The following is a 17644-nucleotide window of genomic DNA, read 5'->3' as shown; positions in this document are numbered from 1 at the left end:
GGCTGGCCCGCGGCTATTGGAATCGTGCGGCGCTCAGCGCCGAGCGCTTCATCCCCGATCCGTTCGGATCGGCGGGGCAGCGGCTGTACCGCACCGGGGACGTCGCGCGCTGGCGCGGCGATGGCGTGCTGGACCATGTCGGCCGTGCCGATCATCAGGTGAAGATCCGGGGCCATCGCATCGAGCTCGGCGAGATCGAGGCGCGGCTGCGGGTCGAGCCCGGCGTGCGCGACAGCGTCGTGGTGGCGCAGGAGCTCGGCGGCAGCCGGCAACTGGTCGGCTATGTCAGCGGCGATGATGCGCTCGACGGCGCGGGCCTGCGTGCGGCGCTCGGCGCGGTGCTGCCGGACTACATGGTGCCGTCACGGGTCATGGTGCTGCCGCAACTGCCGCTGACGCCCAACGGCAAGATCGATCGCAAGGCGCTGCCGCAACCGGATGCGCACCCTGCGGATGCGCAACGCGTCGCGCCGCGCAATCCGACCGAGGCCGCGCTCGCAACGATCTGGGCCGAGCTGCTGCACCACGACGAGGTCGGCGTCACCGACAATTTCTTCGAGCTCGGCGGCGATTCCATCATCTCGCTGCAGATCGTCGGTCGCGCACGGCGGGCCGGTCTTGCGCTGGAGCCAAGGGACGTCTTCAGGCACCAGACGATCGAGCAGCTCGCGCCGCTCTGTCGCGCGATCTCCGATGCGCAGCGGATGCCCGTCCTGGCGCAGGGGACGCTGTCGGGCCTGACCGATCAGGAGCTGGCGCAGCTCGGTCTCGATTGGGACCGCATCGAGGACATCTATCCGCTGTCGCCGATGCAGCAGGGCATGCTGTTCCACAGCCTGCGCGATGTCGGCAGCGGCGTCTACGTCAATCAGATCAGCGTCGAGATCCGCGGACTGAACGTCGAGCGCCTGCGCGCGGCATGGCAGGACGCGTCCGCGCGCCATCCGATGCTGCGTACGGGATTCCTCTGGCGCGAGTTGTCCGGATCCCCGCTGCAGGCCGTCTATCGTCAGGCGATCGTGCCGTTCGAGATCGAAGACTGGCGCGGGCAATTGATCGACGAGACCCGGGTCGCGGCGGCGCTGGCCGGTGAGCGTGATGCGGAGTTCGATCTGGCGCAGCCGCCGCTGCAGCGCGTGCGCCTGCTGCGCGTGGACGACGATTGTCATCGCCTGATCTGGACCTATCACCACATCCTGATGGATGGCTGGAGCTCGGCGCGCTTCATCGGCGAGATCTTGCAGCTCTATGCCGGCCGCACGCTTGCGCCCGGCACGCCGCAGTACCGCGACTACGTTGCCTGGCTCGTTGCCCAGGACGCAACGGCGGCCGAGCGCTTCTGGCGCGAACAGCTCGCCGGCTTCGATCAGCCGACGCAACTGGCCGATGCGTTCGGCGCTCGCCGCTACGACGCGCATGGGCATCGACGCTGCTACACGCGGCTCGACGAGGGCGCGACGGCGGACTTGAAGGCGTTCGCCCGCCGCGAGCGCATCACCTTGAACACGCTGATCCAGGGCGTCTGGACGCTGCTGCTGCAGCGCTTCACCGGCCAGCATACCGTGACCTTTGGCGCGACGGTGGCCGGCCGTCCGGCTGGCCTCGACGGCGCCGAGCAGATGATCGGCCTGTTCATCAACACGCTGCCGATGATCGAGACGCCGTCGCCGGCCTGCGCCGTCGGCGATTGGCTGCGCGCGATCCAGAGCCGCACCGCCGCGATCCGCAACTTTGAGCAGACGCCGCTCTACGACATCCAGGGCTGGGCCGGTCGCGCCGGCGAGGCGATGTTCGACAGCATCATCGTGGTCGAGAACTACCCGATCGAGCGTGGCCTGCTGCAGGGGGACGGCTCGCTCCAGTTCGGCGGCCTCCGCAATGTCGACGTCACCAATTATCCGATGGACCTGTCGGTGCTGGTCGAGGACACGCTTCAGGTCGAATTCACCTACATGCCAAGCCATTTCGCGACCGACCAGGCCGAGCAGATCAGAGCCCAGTTCGAACATCTGCTCGCGGCGCTGACCCGGGATGCGACGGCGCTGATCGGGGCGATCGATGCGGCGACCGATCATGACACGGCGCGCGCGCGTGCCTGCAACGCTCATGCTGTGCCTGTCGGAGCGGAGCCGCTCGTGCACGAGGCCATCAGCGGGCATGCGATGCGCAATCCGGAGCGGATCGCACTCGAGATTGGCGGCGGCAGCCTGTCCTATGGCGCGCTGGAGCGCCGCGCCAACCGTCTCGCGCATCATCTGATCGGGCAGGGGCTCAGGCCCGATCAGCGCGTCGGCATCGTGGTGGCGCGCACGCAGGCAACGATGATCGCGCTGCTGGCCGTGATGAGGGCGGGCGGCGCCTATGTGCCGCTCGATCCCGAGCTTCCGCCGGAGCGGATCGCCTACGTGATGAACGACAGCGGCGCGACTTTCATGCTGTCCGGTACGCGTGACGCTCTCATGCCCGCGTCCGTCCAGCACGTCGATCTGGCCAGCTTCGATTTCGAGACGGGACCGGATCATCCGCCGCAGCTGCGCCTCCACCCCGGAAATCTCGCTTATGTGATCTACACGTCCGGCTCGACGGGACGGCCGAAGGGCGTCGCCGTTGCGCATGGCCCGCTGGCGATGCATTGCCGCGCCACCGCTGCGCTCTACGAGATCGACGCGCAGTCGAGTGAGCTGCACTTCCTGTCGCTCGCGTTCGACGGCGCCCATGAACGCTGGCTCACGGTGCTCTCGCAGGGGGCGCGGCTCGTGATGCGCGATGCCGAGCTGTGGACGCCCGAGCAGACGGTCGAGATGCTGCGCGCCCGGAGCATCACCCATATCGGCCTGCCGCCGGCCTATCTGCAGCAGGTGGCCGATTGGGTGGAGCAGACCGGTCATCCGCCGCCCGTGAGGCTGTACTCGTTCGGCGGCGAGGCGATGCCCAAGGCCGGCTTCGACAAGGTGAAGCGGACGCTCAAGCCGCAGATCCTGATCAACGGCTACGGCCCGACCGAGACCGTGGTTACGCCGCTGGTCTGGAAGGTCGACGGCAACGCAGAATGCGACAAGGCCTACGCACCGATCGGTGTCCCCGTCGGCAGCCGCACCGCCTACATCCTCGATGGTCAGCTCGACATCGTCCCGGCCGGTGCTGCGGGAGAGCTCTATATCGGCGGTCTTGGCCTTGCGCGCGGATACCACGCCAAGCCCGGCATGACCGCGGAGCGGTTCGTTCCGGATCCATTCGCCGCCGATCCCGGCGCGCGTCTCTATCGCACCGGCGACCTCGCCCGGTGGGATGCCGATGGCAGGATCGAATATCTCGGGCGCAGCGACGATCAGGTCAAGGTCAGCGGCTTCCGGATCGAGCTCGGCGAGATCCAGTCGGCATTGCTGTCGGAGCCCGACGTTGCGCAAGCCGCCGTGCTCGCCGTGCCCAGTGCCGGCGGCAGCCAGCTCGTCGCCTATGTCGCGCCGAGTGAGGGCCGCGACGCGGCCGGCCGCTCGGCCGAGCAATTGTCGGAGAGTCTTGCGGCCGCGCTGCGTCGAACGCTGCCTGTTTACATGGTGCCGGCAAGAATCATCGTGCTCGAGCGTCTGCCCACGCTGTCCAGCGGCAAGGTCGACCGCCGGGCGCTGCCAGCGCCCGATGTCGCGGCTGCGCGCGCATTCATCGCGCCGGAGAGCCCGGCGGAGATCGCGATGGCCCGATTGTGGTCCGAGATTCTCGGCACTCCGCAGGTCGGCGTCACCGATAATTTCTTCGAGCTCGGCGGCAACTCGATCCTGAGCTTGAAGGTGATCGCACGGCTCCGGCGCGAGCCGATCATCGGCAGCGAGATCAAGCTGCGTGATCTCCTGCAGAAGCCGACGATCCGCGCCTTGCTCGGCGAGTCGGACAGCAAGCCAAGGCGAGTGTCGGCCCTGCTGCCGCTCAACGCGCCGGTGTCCGGCATGGAGCCCGTGTTCTGCTTCCATGGCGGCTTCGGCACGGTGTTCGACTATGCGCCGCTGGCGCGCCGCCTCGAGGGGCGGCGTCAAGTGATCGGGCTGCAATGCCGGACGTTGATCGCGCCGTCCTTTTCCGATGCATCGCTGGCGGCGATGGCCGCTGATTACGCCGATGAGATCGTGCAGGCGCAGGGACGCGGGCCGTATTATCTGATCGGATGGTCGCTGGGCGGCCTGGTCGCATGCCTCGCCGCAGCAGAACTGGAGCGACGCGGCGAGGTCGTCGCGCGTCTGGCGCTGGTCGACAGCTTCGTTCCTGATCCGTGCGCAAATGAGAGGCCAGGGGCCGAGCGGCATTGGACCGACGACCTGCTGGGATTGCTGTCCATCGCCATGCCCGGCGGAGAGCTTTCGGCGATCCGATCACGCGCTGCCGTCATCCGCGCCGCAGGCGAGCCTGCGACCGATGATGCGATCCGGCGCCTGTTGGCGGACGTGATCGGCACGGCGCCCTTGCAGCCGCGTGACCATCTGCTCGGGGTCGACGACATCATCGGCGCCTTCACGGTCGGACGCCACCTCGGACAGCTGGCGCAGACTGCCGACTGGCCGACGGCGCTTCAGGCGGCGCCGGGATGCTGGTGGACCTCGCGGCGGCTGCAACAGCGCGACCGCCTCACGGCACGTCTCGTGCGCGCGACGGATCTCGGCGTCGTCGGGGACGACCACTTCTCGATCCTGAGCAACGAGACCTTCGTCGCCGCAATCTCCAAGTGGCTGCAATCGCGCGACGCGGCGCAGACGATGCCGGCGCTGCAATCCGAACCGGCCGAATGAGGTGATCATGAGCCTTCATCCAGATATCGCGGCGCTGCTCGAGATGATCCAGTTGGGGACCGAGACCGGCGCGCGGGTTCCGTTCCCGCAACTGACGCCGGCGCAGGCGCGCGCCGATTTCGAGGCCTCGTCGCCGCTGCTCGACCTCGATCCTCCCGCGCTTGCGTTCGAGAGGAAGCTCACGCTGCCGACGCGCGATGGTGCGCAGATCGCTGCACGCCTCTATGCAGGACAAATGCCCAACTGCGCTGCGCCGCTGCCGGTGCTGCTCTACATGCATGGCGGCGGCTTCGTCGTCGGCAGTCTCGACTCGCATCAGCCGCTGTGCCGTGGCCTTGCGAGCGACAGCGGCGCGGCCGTGCTGTCGATCGGCTACCGGCTCGCGCCGGAGCATCGCTTTCCGACTGCGTTCGAGGATTGCGTGGATGCTCTCGCCTGGATCGGGCGCGAGGGGCCAGCCGCTGGTCTCGACCCCCGCCGCGTCGCCGTCGGCGGCGACAGTGCCGGCGGCACGCTGGCGGCAGCGCTGGCGATCGCAGCTCGCGACAATCGAGCCTTGCCGCAACCGCTCCTCCAGGTGCTGGCCTATCCGGGCCTCAGCCCGGAGCAGATATCGCAGTCCTACGCGGACTACGGCTCGGGCTACCTGCTCGAGCGCGACACTGTGGACTGGTTCTTCAACCACTATCTGCGCGACGAGTCCGATCGCCGGGATTGGCGGTTTGCGCCGCTGGCGGCGCCCGACCTGTCCGGCGTCGCGCCGGCGCTGATGCTGCTGCCTGAGTTCGATCCACTGATTGCGGAGGGACGCGACTACGCCGAACGGCTGCGCGCGGCCGGCGTCGCCGTCGATCTCAAGGTCTATCCCGGCATGATTCACGAGTTCCTGCGCATGGGCAACGTCGTGCCGGATGCGCTGCGGGCGCGCGCCGAGATCGGTGCCATGCTTGCCGAACTGTTTGCCCAGCAAGCCGGAGACTGTCACCGATGATCACGTCGTCGAATCCCGGGAAGCTCCATATCGCAGGCCTGCTGCGGCCCTATTGGAAGCTGGTTCTCTGCGGCATCCTGCTCGGCCTCGTTGGCGGTGCCAGCGTCGCCGGCCTGCTCGCCGTGGTGAACAAGGGCCTCTACGCCGGCTCCGGTGATGTCGGCAGCCTGATCGCCTCGTTCGCCGGGCTCTGCGTCCTGATCGTGATCGGGTCGGTCGGCTCGGACATCAGCGCCAATGCCGTCGGACAGAAGATCGTCGCCTCGCTGCGCAAGTCGTTGGCCGCCAAGATCCTGATGGCGCCGATCGACCAGCTGGAATCCTACCGCGCGCACCGGCTCATCCCCGTGTTGACGAAGGACGTCGATGCGATCAGCGACTTTGCCTTCTTCTTTCCGGCGTTTCTGGTTTCCGGTGTCGTCGTCGCCGGCTGCCTGGTCTATCTGGCCCTGCTGTCGTGGCCGTTGTTCCTCGTGACGGCAGCGCTGATCGCGCTCGGATCGTTCGCCCACTTCCGGGCGAGACAGCGCGGCATGTCCGGCTTCAACCTGGCCCGCCAATATGAAGACGATCTGCAGAAGCACTATCGGACGATCGCCGAAGGCGCCAAGGAGCTGCGGCTCCACCGGCCGCGCCGGCACCATGTGCATGTCGACCTGATCCAGCGCACCGTCGACAGGATCAGCGACGTGCAGATCGGCGCGATCAATCTGCTCGTCACCGCCCGCGCGCTCGGAACGGTGATGCTGTTCATGGTGATCGGGACCGCGCTCGTGCTGCGGCCGCTGCTATGGCCGGACAGTCCGCCATCGGTGTCCAGCGGCTTCGTCCTGGTGCTGCTGTTCATGCGCGGTCCGATCGATCAGCTCATCGGCATGCTGCCGTCGCTCGGTCGCGCGCAGGTCGCGATGCGCCGGATTGCCGATCTCTCCGAGCGGTTTGCAACGGCAGAGCAGGATCTGCTCGAGCACCCCGCCGACGCGATGACGGATCGGATCGAATCGATCGAGCTGCGCGGCGTCTCCTATTCCTTTCAGGCCGCCGCCAACGAGACACCCTTTGTGCTCGGTCCGGTCGATCTGCGCATCCGGCGCGGCGAGATCGTCTTCATCGTCGGCGACAACGGCAGCGGCAAGACGACCCTGATCAAGCTGCTGCTCGGCCTCTACGTGCCGGATCAGGGACAGCTGCTGCGCGACGGCGTACCGGTGATCGGCGCAACACGCGACGACTACCGGCAACTCTTCACCACCGTGTTTGCGGACTATTACCTGTTCGACACGCTGTTGCGTCACGATGATCAGGCTCCCGAAGGCGCGCAGCGCTACCTCGATCGGCTCGAGCTTGCCCACAAGGTCTCGGTCGAAAACGGCATGTTCTCGACCACGGACCTGTCGACCGGCCAGCGCAAGCGCCTTGCTTTGATCAACGCCTGGATCGAAGGCCGCCCCGTTCTGGTGTTCGACGAATGGGCCGCCGATCAGGATCCGGCATTCCGGCAGGTCTTCTATACCGAGCTGCTCGCCGACCTGAAGCGGCTGGGCAAGACGATCATCGTGATCTCGCATGACGACCGCTACTTCCACTGCGCGGACCGGCTCGTGCGGCTGCGCAATGGACAACTCCAGGAGGACCGGCCGACGCAACAGCGCCGGCACGCACGGCCGAGGCGATCGCCGGCGTCACGACTGCAAGACGAGGGCGCATCGCAGGAACCATCGAGAGCGTGAGCTGCAGCTTTGTAACTAATCTAGTTCGACAGTGTAACGGGCCCGCTTGTGTTCGAGGCGGCGGCAAATTTACATCCTGAGCGGGCCTCGACCGTGGCGAAGCTCGCGCAAGGCAATGAAGGGAGAGGCGCATGGACGCGAGCACGGGCTTCGACGCAAGACGTGAGGCCTTCAAGGCCGGCAGCGAGACTGCGATGTCCGTCGTTCGCGACGACGGAGCAGTGCGGGTCCTGGTCGACGGTGCGGTGCTGCTGTCGCTTCAATTCGATGAGCGTCGGGCGGCGCTGGTCGCATCGGACAGGGCTGGCGATCCGCATCGGATGGTGCGTGCGTTGTCGGCCGCGGCCGAAGCGCTGTTCGCCTGGCATCCGTCGCTCGACAGGCTCTTCCTCGCGACCGGCGCCTGGCCGGCGGCCGAATCGGCGCTGGCGCGCGAGGGTCTCGCGGTGACCATCGATGGCGCGCCGGTGCTGCTGCCCGAACTGGTGATGCAGCGGCGCGACAATTGGTTGACCGATGCCGCGCGGCCGGCGTTTCCACTCTCTTATGCCATGACTGACGGCAGGCGGCATCCGCGACGGCCGTCGAAGCCGGCCGGCCGTGTCTATTCCCGTTTCATTCCATGGCTGTCGGAGACCGTCAGCTTTCGAGTCGTCGATGTCGAGCGGGATCTGTCGCTCGTCCACCGCTGGCTCAACGATCCGCGCGTGGATGCGTTCTGGAACGAGGCCGGTGACCTCGACAAGCACCGCGACTATCTCTCCAGGATCCTGGCGGATCCGCACATGCTGCCGCTGATCGGCTGCTTCGGTGATCGTCCGTTTGGCTATTTCGAGCTGTATTGGGCCAAGGAGAACCGCATCGCGCCGTTCTACGACGCCGCCGACTACGACCGCGGCTGGCATGTGATCGTCGGCGAGGACGAGTTTCGTGGCCGCGACTTCATCACCGCGTGGCTGCCGTCGCTAATGCACTACATGTTCCTCGACGATGACCGCACGATGCGCATCGTCGGCGAACCCGCGGCAGCCCACGTCCAGCAGTTGCGCAATCTCGATCGCGCCGGCTTCGCCCGGATCAAGAACTTCGACTTCCCGCACAAGCGAGCAACCTTGGTCATGTTGCTTCGCGAACGCTTCTTTGGCGACCGGCTGTGGCAGCCGGCGGCCAAGGACGCGACGCCAGAGACCCAACGCTGACGGAGCATCACCTCATGTCGTATCAAATCGCCCCGGACTATGATGTCGTCGGTGTCGGCTTCGGGCCATCGAACCTGGCGCTGGCGATCGCACTCGACGATTGCAGGAGACAGCAGCGCGTGAGTTGCCGCTCGCTGTTCGTGGAGCGTCAGCCAAGCTTCAAATGGCACGGCGGCATGCTGCTCCCGGGCAGCAACATGCAGATTTCCTTCCTGAAGGATCTCGTGTCGCTGCGTGATCCGACCAGCCCATTCACCTTCATCAACTATCTGCACAAGTCGGGGCGGCTGCTCGACTTCACCAACTGCAAGACGTTCTATCCGAGCCGCATCGAGTTCAACGACTATCTGCGCTGGGTCGCCGACCAGTTTAGCGCGATGGTCAACTATGGCGAGACGGTCGTGGCCGTCGAGCCGGTCATGGCCGGTCAGTCGGTGGTCGCGCTTCGGGTGGTGACGCAGACGGGGACTGGCGAAGCCCGGTCGCGCATTGCGCGGAATCTCGTGGTCGCCGTCGGCGGCGTTCCGCACGTCCCAGCCGTGCTCGAGCCGATCGCCGGAGACCGGCGGGTGGTGCATACCAGCGGCTATCTTGGATCGCCGCTGATCACCGAATTGCACGGCCAGGCGCCTCGCGTCGCAGTGATCGGCGGTGGCCAGAGCGCTGCAGAGGTCACCCTCGATCTGAGCGAGCGGTTTCCCGATGCGCATATCGATCTGGTGTTCCGAGGGCACGCGCTCAAGCCGTCCGACAGCAGCCCATTCGTCAACGAGATCTTCAATCCGGAGTACACGGACTATTTCCATTCGCGCGAGGACGCGCAGCGCGCATCGATCATTCGCAGCTTCCGCAATACCAATTACGCCGTGGTCGATCCCGATCTGCTCGACCAGCTCTATCGGATGACCTATCAGCAGCGCGTCGCCGGCGAGAGAAAGCTCGTCTTGCATCCGCGGAGCGAGATCGTCGGCGCGGGGGTCACGCGCGACGGCATCACGATCGAGCTGCACAACAAGGACGAGGATGTTCGGAGCCGCGCGAGCTACGACGCCGTGGTCATCGCCACCGGCTATGAGCGATCACCGGTGCCGGCCTTTCTCGATCCGATCGGCCGTTACATCGAGGCCGGCGCGCTGGATCGGGATTATCGGCTGCAGACCGCTCCCGGCTTTCGTCCGCAGGTCTACCTGCAGGGTTGCTCGGAGACCTCGCATGGCCTGAGCGACACGCTGCTGTCGGTGCTGCCGATGCGGGCCCAGGAGATCACGGCATCGCTGGTGGCGACGGCGGCCAGGCCGAACGGTCAGGAGCATGACCCGCATCGGGAGGAACGTGTGTACTCATGAGCACGTCCTCCCGCGGTCGGAAAGCTGAGTCGTGAGGAGCCTTCATGACGGTCGTGGCGCTCGTCGCATGTCACGGCCGGATGAACATCGGTGGTCGTCGTGATTGCGAATATGGGAAAGCCGGCATCCAGGACCGGTCGGCAGGCACGGCGAAGTTCGGGAATGAGATATGGCTGAGCCGCATTTGCCTGAGCGGGTCGTGAATTTATTGATATCGTCTGATTACGCGCGGCTCGTCGGCCGAACCCTGTCGGAGCGGTTCGACTACATTGTCGACATCGCGTCGCTGCATACGCGCGACGAACTGCTGCGGCGTCTGGAGCTCGATCGCATTTTGGTTCGGCAGGTCGAGAAGTGGCTCGGCTTCCACGGACGGCGCCTGCGCCGTCCGACCGAGAGCATCGATATCGCGATGTGCGGATTGGAGTTCCGCAAGCGGCGCATCCGGCGCTCGCGTCTCGGCGCCCGGCGGCGTCGGCTGGATCCGAAGGCCACTCCGAAGGAGCCGGGCTGACGATCGGTCCGGCGGCCATCCGCAGCCGAAGTCCCTGAGATGGGCCGTGACGGGTGCTGCCCTCGGCCGTCCGAAGTTTCGGACGGTCGCCGCCGGCCATTTCCGAAACTTCGGACGGCGCGCCGCGCAACGCCTGTCGCTGCTCCCCGCAATGGTTTGCAAATGGTAGCAAACTGAAGCACATGCGCCGTCACCGGGCCGCGCCGATCCCCTGGCACGAATGCTGCTTAATGAGCCGCCAAACGAGCGCCAGCTCCAGAACAATCGAGGGGACGTCCGGATGCCAGCCCAAAGCCGCCCTTGATTTGAGACACGCCGAGCAGGCGATGACGTCTGAGCATTCGCGCGCGTGCCTGACCGGTGTGCGCGGTCGTGGAGGTGTGACTTCGGTCCGGGATGCCCGCAGACGTGTTTGAAGGACACTGCGTCGACCCGCCGCCGGCTGAGACGAGACGTAGACCGAGTGAGACCAGGGAGAGAACATCTGATGTCTGCAACCAGTGCGGCGGCCACGGCCCCGAATAAGCCATTCTACCGGGTCCTCTACGTGCAGGTCCTGGTCGCGATCGTGCTCGGCGTCATCGTCGGCTGGGTATGGCCAGAGGTCGGCAAGAACGAGTGGATCAAGGCGCTCGGCGACGGCTTCGTCAAGCTGATCAAGATGGTGATCGCACCGGTGATCTTCTGCACCGTCGTGTCGGGCATCGCGCATGTCTCCGAGGTCAAGAAGGTCGGCCGCGTGGCCGTCAAGGCGCTGATCTATTTCGAGATCGTATCGACCTTCGCGCTGGCGCTCGGTCTGATCGTCGGCAACTTCATCCAGCCGGGCGCAGGCTTCCAGGGCCAGAGCAACGCCGCCCTCGTCGCCAATTACGCCAAGCAGGCGAGCGAGATGAAGTCGATCGACTTCGTGCTCCATATCATCCCCGACACGGTGGTGGGCGCGTTCGCGCAAGGCGAGATCCTGCAGGTGCTGCTGTTCTCGATCCTGTTCGGCATCGCCCTGATGAGCCTCGGTGAACGGGGCCACACGATGCGCGCCTTCATCGACGATGCGGCACACGCGATCTTCGGCGTCATCGCGATCGTGGTCAAGTTCGCCCCGATCGGCGCGTTCGGCGCGATGGCCTTCACCATTGGGCGCTATGGGCCGCAGGCCCTCGGCAACCTCGCCGGCCTGATCGCGACCTTCTATCTCACGGCGCTCGCTTTCGTCATCATCGTGCTCGGCATCATCGCCCGCATTGCCGGCTTCTCGATCTTCAAGTTCCTGAAATACATCAAGGACGAGCTGCTGATCGTGCTCGGCACCTCGTCGTCCGAGAGCGCGCTGCCGCAGATGATGGAGAAGCTCGAGCGCCTCGGTTGTTCGAAGCCGGTCGTCGGTCTCGTGGTTCCGACCGGCTACTCCTTCAATCTCGACGGCACCAACATCTACATGACCCTGGCGACGCTGTTCATCGCCCAGGCCATGAACGTGCACCTCTCCTTCGGCGAGCAGATCACGATCCTTCTCGTGGCCATGCTGACCTCGAAGGGCGCTTCGGGCATCACCGGCGCCGGCTTCATCACCCTGGCCGGCACGCTCGCGGCCGTCCGGCCGGAGCTCGTTCCGGGCATGGCGATCGTGCTCGGCATCGACAAGTTCATGAGCGAGTGCCGCGCCCTCACCAACCTGTGCGGCAACGGCGTCGCCTGCGTGATCGTCGCCTGGTGGGAGGGCGAACTCGACCGCGACAAGCTGCGTGCCGCGCTCGACAAGGATATCGATCCTTCGGACGTCGAAATCGCCGTCACGACGGGCTGAGACCAAGGCCGCGCGGCGTTGCCGGCGCCGTCGGCGACCCGAACAACGCCCCCGTGCACGCGTCGCCGCTGCTCTCGCAAGGCGACGCGTCTCGTGCGACGCCCGGCTGCAAGCTGCCGGCTCTCGTCGGGCGCGAGACCGGCGAACGGGCGGGTGATGCCCAATCGTGATGCCGCCATCCTCAAATGATCTGCTAAAAAGCACCAGGACGCGGCGCTGACGGCGTGACATCGGCGGCGCCACGGTCTTGCTTGGGGAGATTTGATGATGGCCGTCGCGCAGTCCGGGGTTCCGCGAGTCGTGATCGTCGGCGGCGGCGCCGGCGGCCTGGAGCTGGCGACTCGCCTCGGCGACAAATATGGCCGCAAGGGCCGGCTCGAGGTCACCCTGGTCGAGCGCAACCGCACCCACGTCTGGAAACCGAAGCTGCACGAGATCGCGGCCGGCAGCATGGATATCTCAGCGCACGAGGTCGACTATCTCGCCCAGGCCTATTGGCACGGCTTCCACTACCGCATCGGCGACATGATCGGGCTCGATCGCGACCGGCGCGAAGTGCTGGTCGCGCCCTATCTCGATGCGGAGGGGCGTGAGGTCACGCCGCGGCGAACCATTCCCTATGACGTGCTCGTCATCGCCATCGGCAGCCAGAACAATGATTTCGGCACGCCCGGCGTGGTCGACCACGCGATCAAGCTGGAGTCGCAGCGCGATGCCCGGCGCTTCCACGAGCGCATGGTCAACGCCTGCATCCGCGCCCATTCGCAGTCGACGCCGATCGCGCCGCATCAGCTGAAGGTCGCGATCATCGGCGCCGGGGCGACCGGTGTCGAGCTGGCCGCCGAACTGCATCGGACGACGCGCGAGGTGGTGGCCTATGGTCTCGACCAGGTCGACGCCGAGAAGGACATCAGGATCACGCTGATCGAAGCCGCGGGCCGGGTGCTGCCGGCCTTGCCGGAGCGGGTCTCGCGGGAGACCGAGAAGCTGCTCGCACGGCTCGGCGTCGAGGTCCTGGTGGGCGCCAAGGTCGCGGAGGTCGGGGCCGACAAGGTCAGCCTCTCGGATGGCCGCATCATCCCGGCCGAATTGATCGTCTGGGCCGCCGGCGTCAAGGCGCCGGACTTCCTCAAGGACATCGCGGGCCTCGAGACCAACCGCATCAACCAACTCGTCGTCAGGCAGACCCTGCAGACCACGCGCGACGAGCGCATCTTTGCGATCGGCGACTGCTCGGCTTGCGCCTGGGGCGCGCGCGGCAACGTGCCACCGCGTGCTCAGGCGGCGCATCAGCAGGCCTCGCATCTCTACAAGCAGATTCCGCGCTTCATCAAGGGCGAGCGGCTGGCGGACTACCGCTATCACGACTTCGGCTCGCTGGTCTCGCTCGGCGAGTTCAGCACGGTCGGCTCGATGATGGGCGCGCTGGTCGGCGGCAATCTGGTGTTCGAAGGGCTGTTCGCGCGGATGATGTACCTGTCGCTGTACAAGATGCATGAATACGCCCTGCACGGCCTCGCCAAGGTGACCCTGGACACGCTGGCGCGCCTGATCACCCGCCGCACCGAGCCGCATGTGAAGCTGCATTGATGCGCGCAAGCTCGGCGGCCGGCGTCCGCATCGGCCCTGCCGCGGGTATCGGACGCCATCGCTCTGCGTTGCGGACTTGCGAAGGTCGATTTTGCTGTCGCCTATTCCGGCGCAAGACCTTAGAGTTGCTGGCGAAATGCGGGCGCGGTCGTCGCGGCCCGCCGCGTCTTGATTTTGCCCGGCTCAGGAGATGACGGACTTCCCCATTCGGATCGGCCTCGAGGGACATTCCGACGTCGCCGCGGCGGTTCCGGGGCGCGCGGGCTGGCTCGTTCGCGGATGTCTGGCGGTTGCGCTGGTCGGCGCCGCGGCCTGGCTCGGCTACGCGATCGCCTTCTCCCACGGGCTTGATCAACGGCACGCCGTGGCCCAGCAGCGGCTGGCGGTCGAGGCCGCGCAGCTCGACGGCTATCTCTCACGCTTCGAATATCTGCCGTCGCTGCTGGAGACTTCGCCGGACGTTTACCGGCTGCTCGGCACGCCCGATGATCGCGCGCTGCAGCAGAGCGTCAGCCTGTATCTGAAGTCGATCAATCTGCTGGCCGGCGCCGACAATCTCTACGTCCTGACCGTCACGGGCGACGCGATCGCCGCCGCCGATTTCGACCAGCCGGGCACGCCGGTCGGCATCAACTTGTCCTACCGACCATATATGCGCCAGGCGCTGGCGACTGGCCGCGGCGCGTTCTTCGGCGTCGGCATCACCAGCGCGCGCGCCGGCTACTATCTGTCCTATGCGGTCAAGCGCGAAGGACGCACGATCGGCGTTGCCGTGGTCAAGGTCAACCTCGACGCCTTCGAGCGCGAGTGGCGCAACCGCGGCAGCGACATGGTCCTGGTCGACGCCCGCGGCGTGACCATCCTCGCCTCGCGCGACGAATGGCGCCTGCGGCCGCTGACGCCGCTCTCGGTCGATGCACTGGAGGAGATCGCGACGTCGAAGCCCTATGGCAGCTCGAATCTCGCGCCGCTCGGCTGGACCTTCATGGAAAGGACCGATCGTGGCGGCGGTCAGGTCGCGACCGAGGGCGGCGCGGTCTACAGCGTCGACGAGCGGCCGCTCAGCGGGCGGCAATGGCAGCTGCTGCTGCTCGACGACGAGGCGCCGATCCGGCGTACGGCCTTCATTATCGGCACGCTGTCGGGGCTCGCCAGCATCGTCGCGCTGCTCGCGTTCGGCCTGTTGGCGCAGCGGCGGCGGGAGATCCGGCAACGGCTGGCGAGCCAGGCCGCGCTACAGGCCGCCAATGACCGCCTCGAGATCCGCGTGCAGGAGCGCACCGCCGAGCTGCGCGCCGCGCAGGACGAGCTCGTTCATGCCGGCAAGCTCGCCGTGCTCGGCCAGATGTCCGCCGGCATGGTGCACGAGATCAACCAGCCGCTGGCGGCGCTGCAGACCGCGTCCGATAACGCCGTGCAGTTCGTCGACCGCGGCATGATCGCCGAGGCCCGCGGCAATCTCGTCCGTATCGGCGAGCTGGTCCGCCGTCTCGGCCGCCTGACCGGCCAGCTGCGCGTGTTCGCCTACAAATCGAATGCGCCGCTCGATGCCGTCTCGGTCGAGCAGGCGCTGGCCGAAACGCTCAAGATCCTCGGTGCGCGGGTGAAGGACTGCGGCGTCGAGGTGACCATCGATCTCGCGCCGGGGCTTCTCGTCCGGGCCGATCAGATCCGGCTCGAGCAATTGCTCTGCAACATCCTCGCCAATGCGCTGGATGCCGTCGAGGGCGCGGCGCAGAAGTCGATCGCGATCCGCGCCGTGCGCGAGGGCGGCCACTGCCGCATGGCCATCGGCAACAGCGGCCCGGCGATCGCGGCCGACGTTCTCAAGCGCATGTTCGAGCCGTTCGTGACGACCAAGCCGGCCGGCAAGGGCCTCGGTCTTGGTCTCGTCATCGCCAACCATATCGCGCGGTCGTTCGGCGGCGAGCTGCGGGCGCGGAATCTCGAGCCGTCCGGCGCCGAGTTCGTGCTGCTGCTCCCGCTGGCCGAGGTCACGAGGTCCCCCCATGAGCCCTGAGCAACCGGTCGGCGTGATCTATGTCGAGGACGACGAGGATGTGCGGATCGGCGCCGTCCAGGCGCTGCAGCTCGCGGGCTTGCCGGTGACGCCGTTCGGCTCGGTGGAAGCCGCGAGCGCGACCGTCCGCGCCGACATGCCGTTCGTGGTGGTCTCGGATGTGCAGCTGCGCGGCAAGAGCGGCACCGCATGGCTCTCCGAGCTGCACCGGCTCGATCCGGACCTGCCCGTCATCCTGGTCACCGGCCATGGCGACATCTCGATGGCCGTGGACGCCATGCGCAACGGCGCCTATGACTTCATCGAGAAGCCATGCTCCTCCGAGCAGCTCGTCGCGGTCGTGCGCCGCGCGCTCGACAAGAGGCGGCTCACGCTGGAGGTCCGCACGCTGCGCTCCGCACTGGCCGACCGCCAAGGTAGCCAAGGCATCGAGGCCAGCCTGCTCGGGCGCTCGCCGCAGATCCAGGAGGTGCGCCGTCTCGTCGCCAATCTCGCCTCGACCAATGTCGACGTCACGATCTATGGCGAGACCGGCACCGGCAAGGACGTCGTTGCGCGCTGCCTGCACAATCACAGCGCCCGCCGCGGCGGCAACTACGTCGCGGTGAACTGCGGCGGCCTGCCGGAATCGCTGGTCGAGAGCGAGTTGTTCGGCCACGAGGCCGGCGCCTTCACCGGCGCGACCAAGCAGCGCATCGGCAAGATCGAATACGCCCATGGCGGCACGCTGTTCCTCGACGAGATCGAGAGCATGCCACTGAGCGTGCAGGTCAAGCTGCTGCGGGCGCTGCAGGACCGCTCGATCGAGCGCGTCGGCTCCAACAAGCCGGTCGCGGTCGATTGCCGCGTGGTCGCCGCCAGCAAGGCCAATCTCTACGAGCTCAGCGAGAGCAAGCAGTTCCGCGCCGATCTGTATTACCGTCTCGGCGTGGCCTTCATCGAGCTGCCGCCGTTGCGTGAGCGGCGCGAGGACATCCCGGTCCTGTTCGAGCACTTCACGCTGGAGGCCGCCAAGCGCTTCGAGCGCGACGCGCCGATCGTGGACGAGCAGACCATGTCGCTGCTGCTGAGCTATTCATGGCCCGGCAATGTGCGCGAGCTGCGCAACGTCGCCGACCGCTTCGTGCTCGGCGTGCTCGACCGCAAGGTCCTGGATCGCTCGGGATCTGCCGCCTCGGAGCTGTCGCTGCCGCGCCAATTGGAGAATATCGAACGCTCGATCATCGAGGATGCGCTGCGCCGCAAGCTCGGCGACGTCCAGGCCACCGCGGCGCTCCTGAGCATCCCGAAGCAGACGCTGTACGACAAGATCAAGCGGCTCGCCGTCAGGATCGAGAGCGTCAAAGATAAGCACTGATGTAGCCGGCTTGCGTTGCGCCCTGCGACGGGCGCGAGGAACGAACGGTCCGACAGCGCCGTTGATGGCCCATGACAGGCAGAGACACCCGCGACCTGCGCTCCGGCGCCTATGATCCCGTCAGCAAGGACGGATTGCCGCAACCGCAGCAAGTCAAGGACGCGACGACACCCCGACAGCGGGAGCAGTGGGGCGCCGATGTTCGCGCCGAGCCGCTTCCGGGAACCGAACCGGTGCTGCCGGAAGGGCTGACGCGTGAACGGCGCGATCCGCTCAATCGCAACACCGGCCGCCGCGACACCACATAGGACC

The 17644-nt window shown here is 66.7% G+C and carries 11 protein-coding genes; all 11 read left to right on the top strand.

What is annotated here, in order from left to right; all coding sequences use genetic code 11:
* A partial coding sequence (locus HL666_RS08960; RefSeq protein WP_172180927.1) for a non-ribosomal peptide synthetase occupies positions 1-4778 on the top strand: 4778 nt, incomplete at its 5' end.
* Between the two features lie 7 nt (positions 4779-4785).
* The gene (locus HL666_RS08955) at positions 4786-5769 is read left to right on the top strand and encodes an alpha/beta hydrolase (protein ID WP_172111775.1); all 984 of its coding nucleotides are present in this window, start codon (positions 4786-4788) and stop codon (positions 5767-5769) included.
* A complete protein-coding gene (locus tag HL666_RS08950; protein ID WP_172180925.1) occupies positions 5766-7499 on the top strand; it encodes a cyclic peptide export ABC transporter in 1734 nt (577 codons plus the stop codon). The genes HL666_RS08955 and HL666_RS08950 overlap by 4 nt, the downstream gene beginning before the upstream one ends.
* A gap of 131 nt (positions 7500-7630) precedes the next feature.
* Complete coding sequence (locus HL666_RS08945) at positions 7631-8698, top strand: GNAT family N-acetyltransferase (RefSeq protein ID WP_172180923.1); 1068 nt, start codon at positions 7631-7633, stop codon at positions 8696-8698.
* Positions 8699-8712: 14 nt separating this feature from the next.
* The gene (locus HL666_RS08940) at positions 8713-10044 is read left to right on the top strand and encodes a lysine N(6)-hydroxylase/L-ornithine N(5)-oxygenase family protein (RefSeq protein ID WP_172180921.1); all 1332 of its coding nucleotides are present in this window, start codon (positions 8713-8715) and stop codon (positions 10042-10044) included.
* A gap of 169 nt (positions 10045-10213) precedes the next feature.
* Entirely contained in the window at positions 10214-10558 is a 345-nt protein-coding gene (locus HL666_RS08935; protein ID WP_210261781.1) for a hypothetical protein, read from the top strand.
* A 487-nt stretch (positions 10559-11045) separates the two neighbouring features.
* Complete coding sequence (locus HL666_RS08930) at positions 11046-12365, top strand: dicarboxylate/amino acid:cation symporter (RefSeq protein WP_172111780.1); 1320 nt, start codon at positions 11046-11048, stop codon at positions 12363-12365.
* 267 nt (positions 12366-12632) lie between these two features.
* Complete coding sequence (locus HL666_RS08925) at positions 12633-13955, top strand: NAD(P)/FAD-dependent oxidoreductase (RefSeq protein WP_172180990.1); 1323 nt, start codon at positions 12633-12635, stop codon at positions 13953-13955.
* A 190-nt stretch (positions 13956-14145) separates the two neighbouring features.
* Positions 14146-15975 (top strand): sensor histidine kinase, encoded by a 1830-nt coding sequence (locus HL666_RS08920; protein ID WP_172180919.1) that lies wholly within the window; start codon positions 14146-14148, stop codon positions 15973-15975.
* Positions 15965-17332, top strand: a complete 1368-nt coding sequence (locus HL666_RS08915) for a sigma-54-dependent transcriptional regulator (RefSeq protein ID WP_172134049.1) — start codon at positions 15965-15967, stop codon at positions 17330-17332. The genes HL666_RS08920 and HL666_RS08915 overlap by 11 nt, the downstream gene beginning before the upstream one ends.
* 71 nt (positions 17333-17403) lie before the next feature.
* Complete coding sequence (locus tag HL666_RS08910) at positions 17404-17640, top strand: hypothetical protein (RefSeq protein WP_172111783.1); 237 nt, start codon at positions 17404-17406, stop codon at positions 17638-17640.
* The last annotated feature ends 4 nt before the right edge of the window (positions 17641-17644 follow it).

This window comes from Bradyrhizobium aeschynomenes (assembly GCF_013178945.1).
In the GTDB taxonomy this organism is placed as follows: Bacteria; Pseudomonadota; Alphaproteobacteria; order Rhizobiales; family Xanthobacteraceae; genus Bradyrhizobium; species Bradyrhizobium aeschynomenes.
The sequence above is the reverse complement of the archived record's forward strand: the minus strand, read 5'-3'. Positions and strand labels throughout refer to the sequence as shown.